The following is a 13,319-nucleotide window of genomic DNA, read 5'->3' on the forward strand; positions in this document are numbered from 1 at the left end:
GTGAATCGCGGATATTGACGGAGGCTGCCCGGCGGCTCTACTATCGCCGACAGCGGTCCTCGATTTCATCGATGAAATGCCTGGCACCAGGTGGCCGAGTCAATGAAGACAGTGAAAGCGAGGCACGTCGTGAGGCGTCACAGCACCCGGATCAGCATTGTCGCAGCGGTCACAGCCGCCACTGCGGCCCTTCTCCTCAGCGGTTGCACGCCGTCGTCCGCAGGAGGCGCCTCGGCCGGGAACGGCGGCGACACCCTGACCGTCTGGCATTACTACTCCGTCGACGGCCAGACCGCCGGACTCGAGGAGCTCGCGTCGGACTTCGAGTCGACGCACGAGGGGGTCGCAGTCGAGAACGTCTACGTTCCGTTCGACCAGCTGACGAACAAGCTCGTGCAGGCCGCGGGAACGGGCACCGGCCCCGATGTGGTCGTCTACAACGCCGCCGACACCTTCACCCTCACCGAGGCGAAGGCCATCGAGCCGATGAACGAGTGGTGGGACCAGTACGCCGACGCCGGGCAGTTCCCTGACGCCGTCGTGCAGAAGGTCGGTGACGACGTCATGGGCGTGCAGGGCTTCGTGAACCTGATCGGCCTCTGGTACAACCAGGACATCCTCACCGAGCTGGGTGTCGAGGCTCCCACCTCGTTCGAGGAGCTCGAGGCGGATCTCGCGTTGGCCACGGCCGCCGGGAAGGACGGCATCACGCTGACCGGCAAGGCGAACTCCGAGGGAGAGTGGCAGGCGTTCCCGTGGCTCTCGCGTGCCGGGTGGGACTACGCCGCACCCGAGCAGCAGCCGCTGCAGGACGCGTTCGCGATGGTGCAGGACTGGACCGAGAAGGGCTATCTGACCAAGGAGGCGGCGACGTGGGACCAGACGGTCCCCTTCCAGCAGTTCGCCGCGGGGAACACGGCCTTCGCCGTGAACGGCAACTGGCAGATCACCTCGGCCGAGAAGGACGCCGCGTTCGAGTACGGGGTCGTGCCGATCCCCGTCGGTGAAGACGGCTCCGTCTACCTCGGCGGTGAGGTGCAGAACGTGGGCGCCTTCTCCGAGAACAAGGAGCTCGCGCAGGAGTACCTCGAGCAGGAGTTCTTCTCGAAGCAGGGGCAGCTGACGCTGCTCGACGCCTTCGGCTCGATCCCCGCCCGCGCCGACGCGGCTGCCGACGACAAGGTCGGCAGCGATCCGATCCTTTCCCAGTTCGCGGCGATCCTTCAGGACGACGGCCACACCTCGCCCGACCCGGCGATCCCGTCCGAGAACGTCGCAAAGGTGCTGCAGACCGTCGGTGAGTCCTGGAGCGCGGCGGTCGCCGGTAGCGGGACCCCCGAGCAGCTGTCGGGCGACCTGATGACGACCCTGACGCCGCTGCTTCAGCAGTAGCAGAGACCGACGAGAGAACGGAACGACCGTGAGCAGCACCTCGACCACGACCCGGAGACGATCCGGTGTCGGCGGCGGCCGATTGGGCTTCGCCGCACCGGGAGGAGTGCTGCTCGCGGCGCTGTCGCTCTACCCCATCTACCTGCTGATGAGGATGAGCGTCAGCGAGGTCAGCTCCGGAACCCTCAACGGGGACTGGCCGTTCGTCGGAGTGCAGAACTTCCTCGCGCTGCTCCAGGGCTCCGACCTCGGCGGCGCCACGCTGCGCACCGGGGCCTTCGTGGTCCTGGTCACGGTCGTCGGGGTCGTCGGAGGACTCGGAGCGGCGATCGCCCTCCGTTCCTCCCGGCTGGGCAGTGCCTTCCTCCTGGGAATGATGGTGTTCATCTGGGCCATGCCGCCCGTGGTGAACGGCAGCATCTGGAAGTTCCTCCTCGCCGATCAGGGTCTGGTCAACACGCTCGTGCGGGCGACCGGCCTCTCGGCGGAGGGCGTCCCCTTCCTCTACGACGCGAGGTTCGCGCTGCTCTCGGTCGCGATCGTGAACGCCTGGGCCGTCATCCCCTTCAATGCGCTGGTCTTCCGGTCGGCTCTGCTGGGCATCGACCCCGAGATCCTCGAGGCGGCCTCGGTCGACGGCGCGAGCCGCTGGCAGGAGATCCGGAGCATCCTCATCCCCGCGGCGCGGCCGACCGCCGTCATCCTGGCGATCCTGACCGTCGTCTACGCCTTCCGCAGCTTCGACTTCATCTACGTGATGACCGCCGGCGGCCCCGGAGACGCGACGTCCACGCTGCCCTACCTCAGCTACTCCCAGGCCTTCGTCCAGCACGACTACGGACTTGGTTCCGCGACGGGCGTCATCGCCCTCGCCATCGTGGCGGTCCTCGCCGTCGTCTACGTCCGATCGACCAGGAGCGAGTCCTGATGAGCACCCTCACCGCCCCCCTGACCCGCCTGCGAGGCGGCGCTGCGACCCGCGTCGCGCGACCGTCCCGCACCCGGGAGCCGGTCGCCTTCACCGTACGCGTGGTGCTCTACGTCCTGTACGGGCTGCCCCTTGTCTGGATCGTGCTCACCTCCCTCAAGCGCCAGGGCGACGTGGTCGGCGGAGCGATCCTCTCTGCGCCCTCCTTCGACGCCTATGCGGAGGCGCTCGCGAACCCCGCCCTCGCGACGGCGCTCGCCCAGTCGGCGCAGATCGCCCTCGGGACCACTGCACTGGTGCTCGCGCTCGGCGTCCCGTTCGCCTACGCGCTGCGCCGCGTCGACGGCGTCGTCGCCGGTCTCGTCCTCGGGCTGCTGATCTTCCTGCAGATGGTGCCGCAGACGGCGAGCATCATCCCTCTGTTCGCGATCTTCAGCAGGCTCGGTCTTCTGGACACCACCGCCGGTCTCGTCCTCGCCGATACAGCGATGTTGCTGCCGTGGGCCGTGCTGCTGCTGCGACCGTTCTTCGCCGCGGTGCCCGACGCCATCGAAGAGGCCGCCTCCATCGACGGGGCCGGTCGGCTGCGCACCTTCTTCGCCGTCGTCGTCCCGATCGTTCGAAACGGCATGGCGACGGTCGGCTCGCTGATCTTCCTCGTCGCCTGGGGCGAGTTCCTCTTCGCGATCAACCTCTTCCTCTCTCCGGTCAACTACCCGATCAGCGCTCTCATCGCGCAGCAGACGTCGGGGTACGGGATCGACTGGCCCGGGCTGATGGCTCTCGCGGTCATCTCCTCGCTGCCGCTGCTGGCCGTCTACGTGCTGTCGTTCCGGCTGCTGCGTGAGGGCCTCGCCGTCGGCAGCGTCAAGTAGCAGTCGTCCTTCCTCTCGTCCCGCGCCACTCTTGAAAGATCCCGTCATGACCTTCTCCCCAGCCCTGCCCGTTGACCCGGCCGCCGGGACCCTGACACCCCTCGCCATCGACCGGGTCCAGCTGGACCCGGAGGGGTTCTGGGGACGTCGGGTCGCCGTCAACGCGACCGCCACCTTCGAGCACAACCTCGGCTGGCTGGAGCGCGCCGGATGGCTGCGCAATTTCGAGCTCGCCGTCGGGGGCGGACTCGCCGAAGGCCGTCGCGGACGCGAGTTCGCCGACTCCGAGGTCTACAAGACCCTCGAAGGGCTCTGCTGGCACACCGCCGGACGTGAGGACCCGGAGACCGAATCGATCATCCGCGCTCTCACCGCCCGCATCGTCAGTGCGCAGGAGAGCGACGGCTATCTCGGCACCCGCTTCGGCCGGCACGGTCAGGCTGAGCGTTACAGCGACCTCGAGTGGGGCCATGAGCTGTACAACGCCGGACACCTCCTCCAGGCCGCGGTCGCGCGACTGCGCACCCACGGTGAGGACGGGTTCACGCAGGCCGCGCGCCGTCTCGCCGACCACATCTGCTCGGAGTTCGGGGCGGACGGCCGCCAGACGGTCTGCGGACATCCGGAGATCGAGGTCGCGCTCACGGAGTTCGCCCGCGCCACGGGGGAGGAGCGCTACCTCGAGCAAGCCCGCGTGTTCTTGGACCGCCGCGGTCACCAGAGCCTGGAAGACGTCGAGTTCGGTCGCGCCTACTTCCAGGACGACGTCCCGATCCGCGAGGCCAAGGTCCTCCGCGGACACGCGGTGCGCGCCCTCTACCTCACGTCCGCGGTGGTCGACGTCGCCGTGGACACTGATGACGCCGAGCTGCTCGCGATCGTCGAGCGGCAGTGGGAGGCCACAGTCGCACGCCGGACCTACATCACCGGTGGAATGGGCTCGCATCACCAGGACGAGGCGTTCGGCGCCGACTTCGAGCTACCCAACGACCGCGCGTACTGCGAGACCTGCGCCGGCGTGGGCTCGATCATGCTCTCGTGGAGGTTGCTGCTCGCCACCGGCCGCCCGCGCTACGCGGACCTGATCGAACGCACTCTGCACAACATCATCGCCACCGCCGTGTCCGAGGACGGCCGCTCCTTCTTCTACGCGAACACCCTCCACCGGCGCGAGCCGGGCGTCGCGTCCTCCCCGGAGGAGCAGTCCAAGCGCGCGGACTCCAGTCAGCGGGCGGCGTGGTTCGACGTCGCCTGCTGCCCCAACAACCTCGCCCGCACCTTCGCCTCGCTGTCCGGCTACCTCGCCACCACCGATGCAAAGGGTGTGCAGCTGCACCAGTACGCGTCCGCCACGATCTCCGCCGCTCTCCTCCAGGGAGACGTCTCGATGGAGGTCTCCAGCGACCTGCCGGAGCGGGGGCGAGTCGCCGTGACCATCACGCGCACACCCGTCGAGCCGTGGACTCTGACGCTGCGGATCCCGACCTGGGCGACGAACGCGGACGTCGTCGTCGTCTCCGCCGACGGGGATGCTGCCGAGACGCCGACCGGACCGTTCCACGGCACGCTCCACCTCGAACGGCGTTTCCGCGTCGGCGACCGGATCGAACTCGACCTCCCCTTCGAACCCGTCCTCGTGCAGCCCGACGAGAGGATCGATGCCACCCGCGGCACCGTCGCCGTCCAGCACGGACCGGACATCCTCTGCCTCGAGTCCGTCGACCTCCCCGCCGGCGCCCACGTCGACGACATCGCCCTGGACGCCGGAGCGGTCCCGATCGCACGAGAGGGGCGTGTGACGCTCGCCGGCAGCGTCGCCGAACGCGACGAGCACGAATGGCCCTTCTCCAGAATCCCTCGAACCCCGCACCGACGGCCGTTGACCGTGGCGCTCACCCCGTACCGGTCGTGGGGATCCCGAGGTCCCGTGTCGATGCGCATCTGGCTTCCCGTGAACCACTCCTGATTCCCGGGCGAGCTCCCACCGCCGGGCGGATCCTCGCTCCTCTGCGGCGGCCGCCGGTCACCGCATCCGCACTTCGACGAAGAAGGCAGGACATGTCCCTCCTCTCACGCAGAGCCTCTCGCCTGCTCGCGGCACTCACGATCGGCGTCATCGCCGCAGCAGGATCGGTGGTGGTCGGCCAGACCGCCGACGCCGCCACCAGCTACCCCTACACGCTCGCCTCCGACAAGATCCGCGCGAGCTTCGCCGCGGACGGGTCGATGCAGTCGCTCAAGATCGTCGGCGACCTACACGACACCGAATACCTGATGAACCCGGACAGCGCTCCGGAGCAGGCCCGCGAGACGAACAGCAAGTACCGCCAGTGGTTCGGGAACCTGATGTTCTCCTACGCGAACGGCACGGGAGCAGTGTCGACCACCGGTGTCGGCGCGAACCCCTGGAAGACCGCGTGGACCTCCCAGTCGGCCGACGGCCGCACCGTCTCGGGGACGTCGAGCAGTGTGACGGTCACCCACCAGAACTCCACCAACGCGGAAGGCGTGAAGGGCTTCACCGTCACCGAGACGTACTCTCTCGCCTCCGACGGCTCCCTGGTCTGGAAGCAGGACGTCAAGAACACCGCGGCCACGCAGCTCGTCATCGGCGACTGGGGTGTCCCCGTTCCCGGCAACGAGCTATGGAGGCAGGGCGACTCGATCTACGAGACCCGGGTCCTCACACACTCCTACGTGGGTAAGAACGGCTCCTACGTCACTCTCGAGCGTCCCAGCGGCCAGGGCCCGTTCATCGCCATGACCGCCGACACCGCATCCGGCTCCGGCTTCGAGTACCAGGACCGCTGGCGCACCGAGGAAGTCGGCAACACCTCCTGGGCCTGGAACTCGGCGAACGAGAGCTCGAACATCAAGGGCCTCAACATCTACTACCCGCACTCCACCGCGATCCAGAAGACCAACCGCGGCTACCTCAGCTCCACCAGTGTCGCCATCGCGCCGGGCGCGACGAAGAGCTACACCTATCGCATCGGCAAGGTCGATGACGACGCAGCACTCAAGCAGACGATGTTCGATCGAGGGCTGCTCGACACCACGGTCGTCCCCGGACTCATCGTGCCCATCGACCGGCGCGCAGAGATGGCGTTCCGGATCAAGGGCACCATCACGTCAGTCACCGCGCGCAACCGCAACGACCTCAAGGGGTCAGCGCCCACGAACCCCGTCGTGACGTTCTCCCGGAGCAACGGCGACTACCGGATCTACGGGATGACCTTCGACCGCACGCAGCTGGGCGCCAACGACGTCACCGTCTCGTACACGGACCAGACCGGCGCCGCGCGGCAGTCCGTCCTCCAGTTCTCCGTGATCGACAGTGTCGCGGGACTCCTCGACACGCATGCGAAGTTCATGGTCGAGAAGACCCAGTGGAAGCCGTCCGACGGACTCTCCGCGAGCGACATCCGCAACTACACCTTCGACGACTGGATGATGAACGCCCCCGACGGCAGCCTCGCCACCACGACGAACGCCCCTCAGGGCCGCCGCAACGAGTACGCCGGCTACTACGGGCTCGGCGACGACTGGGGACTCCCGCACGGCCAGTTCCTCGCGGAGAAGCTCGTCGCCCTGCCCGACGCCACCCAGATCAAGGCCCTCGACGACTACCTCCAGAAGGCCGTCTGGGAGAACCTGATGGGGAACACGTCGCCCAGCGCCGCGCCGAAGTACACCGTCTACGACTTCTGGGAGCAGGGGAAGCCCGGCAGCCTGAACACCACGCCCGGCTACCGCGGCTACGCCTACCCGCACGTCTACAACACGTTCTTCGGCATGTACAACATCGCCAAGCAGAACCCCTCCGCGATCGCCTACGCCCACCCCGCTCAGTGGTACCTGACGACGGCGTACGGGATCTTCAAGGAGCTCTACGAGGGACCCGTCGCCTACAACTGGGAGACCGGACTCATGGGTGAGCTCTCGACACCCGATCTCATCGCCGCATTGCGCGCCGAGGGACTGGACACGCAGGCCAACGACATCGAAGCGAAGATGGCGATCAAGTACGCCAACTTCTCCTCCAACGCCTACCCCTACGGCTCCGAGTACAGCTACGACAACACGGGGGAGGAGGCGGTCTACACCCTCGCCAAGCTCAATGTGAACGACGACAAGACGAACGCCCTGCGCGTCATGCGCGACATCGTCGCCAAGACGGAGGCCGCCCGCGGACGCATGCCCGTCTGGTACTGGTACTCCGACCCCACCACCATCACGGGCGAGAACTGGTGGCAGTTCCAGTACAGCGCCTCCCTCGCCGGCTACACGATGGACGACTACATCAACCACACCGCAGCACTAGAGACCGGAACCACGGCCATCACCGCCGCGCGCCGCGCCGAGCTGCAGCGCCTGAACTACGCCGGCAAGGTCGCAGGACTCGCGACCATCAACTCCGGCCAGATCAGCAACGCGCCGGCCAACATCGGAGCCGCATCGTGGTCGTACCAGGCCGAGCGCGGCAACCTCGGCACCCTCGGGGTCGGCGGAGGCGCGAACGTCAAGCTGAACAACGGCTGGCGGGGCATGACCGGCGAGAGCGATCTCGGACTGTGGGGCACCCTGCAGACCCTCAGCGCCGACGTCGTCACCGATGACCCGATCTTCGGAGTCGTCGGATACGGAGCGGACGTCTCGCGGGACGCCTACTCCACCACCGTCATCCCGAAGGACGGCCTGCAGCGCCGCCTCAACCTGGTGACCCAGCAGCTGTCGGTCGACCTCGAGAACGACGCCTACTCGCAGGCGATCGTCGGCTCGAACAGCGCCGACCTGCGCCTGGACATGCTCAACCGCACCGGCACCGCACACTCCGGCATCGCGGAGGTCAGCGGCCTCGCGCAGGGCAGCTACGCGGTCATCGTGAACGGCGTGCGCCAGCGCACCGTCAACGTCTACCGGCCCGCCTCTCTCGCGGGAACGCTTCCCGCGCCGGTCCGCGTCCCGTTCGATGCGCCCGCCGGCAGCACGTACATCGTCCACCTGGTCTCGACCGCCCCGGGCGCGAATGCGGCGCCGACCGTCAACGCCGGACCCGACCAGGCCGGGCTGTCCCTCGGACTCGATCCGATCCAGCTCAGCGGATCCGCCTCCGACGACGGACTCGGCTCGCCGAACGGAACCCTGACGACGCAGTGGAGCGTGCAGTCTGCTCCTGCCGGTGCCACCGCGACCTTCGCGTGGCCGACTGCTCGCCGCACGTCTGCGTCGGTGAGTACCGCCGGCAGCTACGTGTTCGCACTCCGGGCAAGCGACGGCGTCCTTGCGACCACCGACACGGTGTCCGTGACCGTTCAAGCCCTGCAGCCGCTCCCGGCCGACTGGGTGACCTACACCTTCGACTCATCGTCGAACGGCACCGTCCCCGACGCCTCCGGCAACGGCAACGCGCTCGCGCTCAAGGGGACGGCGGCAACCTCCACCGACGGCACGGCGAGCGTGCTGCGGCTGAACGGAAGCGACGGGGCCTTCGCCCAGCTGCCGTCGGACATCCTGTCACGCTCGAAGGACCTGACCATCTCGATGAGGGTGAAGGTCGATTCGATCTCCACCTTCAGCCGGCTGTTCGACTTCGGCAGCAGCACCCAGAAGTACGTGTTCCTCACGCCGAAGTCGACTGACGGGAAGCTAGGGCTCGCCCTCACGACCTCCGGTAATGGAGCGGAGACACGGATCTCGACGAACTTCACGATGCCCGCTGGGCAGTGGACCGACATCAAGGTGACCTTCAAGGCGAATACGAACGGCACGACGACGGGAACGATCTTCGCCAACGGAGTGCAGGTCGGGCAGAACACCGCCATGCCGCTCGCTCCGAAGGACCTAGGCCGCACCAGCGGCAACTTCCTCGGCAAGTCGCAGTTCCCCGACCCGTACCTCGCCGGCAGCTTCGACAGCTTCGAGATCGACGGAGTCGTGCGCTAACGACACCCGTAAGACCAGCGCTGAACCGCTCGTCGCCCCCTCCTCACGCGGCGACGAGCGGTTCAGCACCTCTTCCCGCGCACAACTTCTGCGCATCAGCCCTCGCCCGCTGGCGCCACCGAGGGGCGAGCTGGTTGAGGTTGCTCGAGACGTACCCGATCGTGCTGCGGATGTTCATCAGATCCGCGGCAACTGACTTGAACTCCGCGTCCGTGATGACCGCGTCCTCGGCCGTCGCGGACTCGAACGGGGAAGTGCGACGCCCGCAGCGGGTCGAGCAGGCTGTCGCCGGCGACTACTCGCCGTCCTTCGCCCTCGCGCTGATGCAGAAGGACGCGGGGCTGATCCAGGCCTACGCGGACAGCGTCGGCGCACCCGTCCCCGGCGTCGCGACGGCCCGCCACTACATCGACGAGGCGATGGCCGCCGGCTTCGGCGGGGAGAACGCCTCGGCGCTGATCAAGGCGATCGCCGCGGAGGCCGACGTCGACCTGACCCGGCGCTGACCCTCCGCCCCGGGGTGCCCCTGCCCGGCCGTGACGGCCGCCGCAGGGGCTCCCCCGGCACCCTCCCCGTCCCGGCCGCGCCGCGTGCTTCACTGGAGGGATGACCACGCGTGACGACCACATCGCCGACTTCGCCGAGTTCCTGACCGCCTCCCCCTCCTCGTACCACGCGGCCGCCGAGGCGGCACGGCGCCTCGAGGGAGCCGGATTCACGGGGCTGGACGAGACGCAGGCGTGGCCCGCGGGGCCCGGCCGGTACTACGTCGTCCGCGACGGCGCGATCATCGCCTGGCACCTGCCCGAGGGCTCCGGGGCGACCACGCCCTTCCGCATCCTGGGCGCCCACACCGACTCCCCCGGCTTCATGCTCAAGCCCCGGCCGACGATCGGTTCGAAGGGCTGGCTGCAGGCCGGCGTCGAGATCTACGGCGGCCCGCTGCTCAACTCCTGGCTCGACCGCGAGCTCGAGCTGGCCGGGCGCGTGGTCACCCGCGACGGCTCGACGCGCCTGCTCCGGACCGGCCCGCTGCTGCGGATCCCGCAGCTCGCGATCCACCTCGACCGCACGGCGAACGAGGGCCTCACCGTCGACCGCCAGAAGCACACCGTCCCCGTGTTCGGCATCGGCGACGCCTCCGAGGTCGACCTGCTCCAGCTGCTCGCCGCGCACGCCGGGCTCGACGACGCCTCCGACATCGCCGGCTACGACCTGCTCACCGCCGACACGCAGGCGCCGCGCCGCTTCGGGCTCGACGAGATGCTCCTCGCCGCCGGGCGGATGGACGACCTCAGCTCCGTGCACGCCGGCCTCGTCGCGCTCCTCGCGGCGAGCGCCGATCCCGCGGCGCCGCCCGCGCACATCAGCGTGCTCGCCGCCTTCGACCACGAGGAGCTCGGCTCGGCGAGCCGGTCCGGAGCGAGCGGGCCGTTCCTCGAGGACGTCCTCTCGCGCATCGGCACGGCCCTCGGCGCCGGCGTCGACGAGCGCGCCCGGGCGATCGCCGCCTCCTGGTGCCTCTCGGCCGACGCCGGCCACTCCGTGCACCCCAACTACTCCGAGAAGCACGATCCCGCGAACCAGCCGGTCGCCGGGAAGGGGCCGCTGCTCAAGATCAACGCGACGCAGCGCTACGCGACGGATGCGCGCGGCGCGGCGCTGTGGGCGGGCGTCTGCGAGCGCGCCGGGGTCGGGTACCAGGAGTTCGTCTCGAACAACTCGGTGCCGTGCGGATCCACGATCGGCCCGCTGACCGCGACCCGGCTCGGCATCTCCACGGTCGACGTGGGAGTGCCGCTGCTCTCGATGCACTCGGCGCGCGAGCTCGCCCACGTGGACGACCTGGTCGCCCTGACCGCGGCGATCGAGGCGTTCTTCACTCCCTGAGCCGGGTCCGGCGCGATCGGGGCACCGCGGACTGGAGCACCCGCCAGGCGGACCCCGCGGCTCCGCTCAGTCGCCGGGCGGCCGCCGGCGCTGCTGCTTCGTCTCGGAGCGCTGCTGCTTCGCGGCGAGCCGCCGGCGGGTGGAGCCGCGCGTGGGCCGGGTCGGGCGCCGCGGGGCGGAGGGCGGCGCGAGGGCCGCGGTGATGATCACGCGGAGCATCTCGAGGGCCGTCTCGCGGTTGCGCAGCTGCGAGCGCTCCTGCGCCACCGTGACGGTGACCGCTCCGGAGACGAGCCGCCGCCCGAGGCGCTCGAGCAGACGCGAGCGCTGCTCGTCAGAGAGGGCCGTCGACTCCTCGACGTTCCAGGTGAGCTGAACGCGGCTGTCGGAGGTGTTCACATGCTGCCCGCCGGGCCCGGAGGAGCGCGAGAACCGCCACTGCAGCTCCGATGCGGGGACGACGAGCCCCGGCCGCACCTCGAGATCCATGTGGCAAGCCTGGCACGCGCCCGCCCCGGAGCGGGAGCGCCGGCGATCCGCTCCCGGGTGCGGTGTCCTCTTCCGGACGTGTCCGCTACAGGCTTTTGTCCCCGCCGTGGTCACGTCCGGACACTGGAGAGGTGCCCGGGCGGGCGCATCGGCCGACTCCTCACTGCCACCCGAAGGCGTCGAGGGGTCGGCCGCACGGCTCGGTCCCGCGGGAGCTCAATCGCGCGGAACCGTCTCGGCTAGGTCGATCTCGCCGTCGTCGAGCGCTCCCGGCTCGAGCGCCTCCGGATCGTCGAGCACCGGCTCTCCGGCACCGGCGTCGCCGTCGCGGGTGCGCGAGTCCGCCGCCCACGCCGTGCCGAGCGCGAAGAGCGTCGCCACTCCGTAGTGCTCCATCGCGGCGGCCACGCGGCGGCGGCCGGTCCGCGGATTCATGCCGAGCCGGTGCGACGCGGTCTCGAGCGTGACGCCCTGGCGCATCAGCCGGAGCAGCGGCAGCCAGCTCTGGTCGACGGCGCCGATCGGAGCGGCCTGCCGCCACAGCACCTCGAAGTACGACTCGACCAGCCCCGCCAGCGCCGCGTGGCGCACGCCGAGCACGCTGGTCGGCTTCGTCTCACCCCGCTCGAACGGGACGGCGAGGTGGTCGCCGTCGACCCAGAACCAGCTCGGCGGGCTCTCGAGGAGCCGGTACTCGACGCCCGCCGCCTGGTACGCCTCCACCCGGGCGAGCACCCGCGGGTCGCGCGCGCCGGCGGCCGGCATGATGACGCGCACCCGGTCCTTCGCCGCGAGCGCGTGCCCGAAGCGGATCGCCCGCTCCGTCGGCGGGTCGAGGAAACGCTCCACGTTCGGGAGCACCGCCACGAGCGAGCCGGAGTCGCGGCGGACGAGGTCGAACCAGAGGTCCTCGGACGCGTGCGGACCGTGGCGGAGGAGGGTCGGCACGGGATCCGACGTGTCCTCGCCGACCCGCCAGGCGCCGAGCAGCATCGGCAGGCCCGCGACGACGCGCTCGATCCCGTCCAGGGACTCCCTGCCCGCTCGCCGCGCCGACTCCGTGTGCCGGGCGATGGCCGCGGCCGCCCACTCCATCGGCGCCGGGAAGTCGAGCTGCTCGCCCTCGCCGCCCATGAGCCCCCGGCCGCGGAGCCGCTCGATCGCCGCAGCGACCTCGGCCTCGTCGATGTGGGTCAGCTCCGCCGCGTCGGCCAGCGTCGCCGGCCGTCCCCGCAGCAGCGCAGCCAGGAGTCCGTCGTCGTCCATGCGTCTCCTTCGCCGTGGGCCGTCACCCGAGGGTGCCGTCTCCGCGGTCGAGGAGCAAGGGACGCGCGGCGGACGGCGGGGAGCGGCCAGGCGGGGGCGGGGGATGAACTCGTGACGAGCACGGACCTCGGCTCACCTGAGGACTTCCGGCGGAATCCTTCTTCTTCGCTCTCGATCGCGATCTTTCGCAGTGGCGCCTCGTCACCGGGAAGGCGGTGGTCACTGCGGACGTCCGGGATCGATCCGGAGCGCGGTACTGCGGTCACTCGGACAGCAGCGGGATCGAGCGGCCCAGGCGCCTGCCGTACTCGGCGATGGCGCGGCCGACGGGGAGCCGCTCGGCCTCGTAGCGCTCGAGTGCCTCGTCGACCGGGTGCCGCGCGAGGGAGGCGGCGAGGGCCAGCGCGTCGCCCGCCGCCTTGGCCGCGCCCATGGCCGTGTGCGGCCGCACCGTCACGGCGGCGTCACCGAGGAGGGCGACCCGGCCGCGGACCGTCCGCGGCGGGACGTAGTCGACGATCGCCTGCAGGAAG

The 13,319-nt window shown here is 69.8% G+C and carries 10 protein-coding genes; 7 read left to right on the forward strand and 3 right to left on the reverse strand.

Features of this window, described 5'->3' with window-relative positions:
- Nucleotides 1-129: 129 nt before the first annotated feature.
- The 7 genes from C5C55_RS03340 to C5C55_RS03370 all read left to right on the forward strand — a co-directional run bounded on the left by C5C55_RS03340 (nt 130) and on the right by C5C55_RS03370 (nt 11,031).
- Nucleotides 130-1,392 carry an extracellular solute-binding protein gene (locus tag C5C55_RS03340; RefSeq protein WP_181067754.1) on the forward strand — a complete coding sequence of 421 codons (1,263 nt, stop codon included), beginning with the start codon at nt 130-132 and terminating at the stop codon, nt 1,390-1,392.
- Nucleotides 1,393-1,420: 28 nt separating this feature from the next.
- Complete coding sequence (locus C5C55_RS03345; RefSeq protein WP_146080880.1) at nt 1,421-2,320, forward strand: carbohydrate ABC transporter permease; 900 nt, start codon at nt 1,421-1,423, stop codon at nt 2,318-2,320.
- Complete coding sequence (locus C5C55_RS03350; protein WP_104224039.1) at nt 2,320-3,195, forward strand: carbohydrate ABC transporter permease; 876 nt, start codon at nt 2,320-2,322, stop codon at nt 3,193-3,195. Before C5C55_RS03345 ends, C5C55_RS03350 begins: the two co-directional genes overlap by 1 nt.
- A gap of 46 nt (nt 3,196-3,241) precedes the next feature.
- Nucleotides 3,242-5,161: a glycoside hydrolase family 127 protein gene (locus tag C5C55_RS03355; RefSeq protein WP_104225865.1), complete on the forward strand. Its 1,920-nt coding sequence runs from the start codon at nt 3,242-3,244 to the stop codon at nt 5,159-5,161.
- 92 nt (nt 5,162-5,253) lie between these two features.
- Nucleotides 5,254-9,141, forward strand: a complete 3,888-nt coding sequence (locus tag C5C55_RS03360; RefSeq protein WP_104232912.1) for a DUF5695 domain-containing protein — start codon at nt 5,254-5,256, stop codon at nt 9,139-9,141.
- 254 nt (nt 9,142-9,395) lie between these two features.
- Nucleotides 9,396-9,647, forward strand: coding sequence for an NAD-binding protein (locus tag C5C55_RS03365; RefSeq protein WP_181027148.1), 252 nt, complete (start codon nt 9,396-9,398; stop codon nt 9,645-9,647).
- A 100-nt stretch (nt 9,648-9,747) separates the two neighbouring features.
- Entirely contained in the window at nt 9,748-11,031 is a 1,284-nt protein-coding gene (locus C5C55_RS03370; protein WP_104232913.1) for a M18 family aminopeptidase, read from the forward strand.
- 66 nt (nt 11,032-11,097) lie between these two features.
- Here the strand turns inward: C5C55_RS03370 and arfB are convergent, their stop codons facing one another.
- The 3 genes from arfB to C5C55_RS16715 form a co-directional block, all read right to left on the reverse strand.
- On the reverse strand, nt 11,098-11,520 hold the full coding sequence (arfB, locus tag C5C55_RS03375) for an alternative ribosome rescue aminoacyl-tRNA hydrolase ArfB (protein ID WP_104232914.1): 423 nt from the start codon (nt 11,518-11,520) through the stop codon (nt 11,098-11,100).
- Nucleotides 11,521-11,736: 216 nt separating this feature from the next.
- On the reverse strand, nt 11,737-12,786 hold the full coding sequence (locus C5C55_RS03380; RefSeq protein ID WP_104232915.1) for a hypothetical protein: 1,050 nt from the start codon (nt 12,784-12,786) through the stop codon (nt 11,737-11,739).
- Between the two features lie 262 nt (nt 12,787-13,048).
- Nucleotides 13,049-13,315, reverse strand: a complete 267-nt coding sequence (locus C5C55_RS16715) for an FAD-dependent monooxygenase (protein ID WP_219812985.1) — start codon at nt 13,313-13,315, stop codon at nt 13,049-13,051.
- Nucleotides 13,316-13,319 lie beyond the last annotated feature (4 nt).

Source organism: Rathayibacter sp. AY1C2 (genome assembly GCF_002931195.1).
In the GTDB taxonomy this organism is placed as follows: Bacteria; Actinomycetota; Actinomycetes; order Actinomycetales; family Microbacteriaceae; genus Rathayibacter.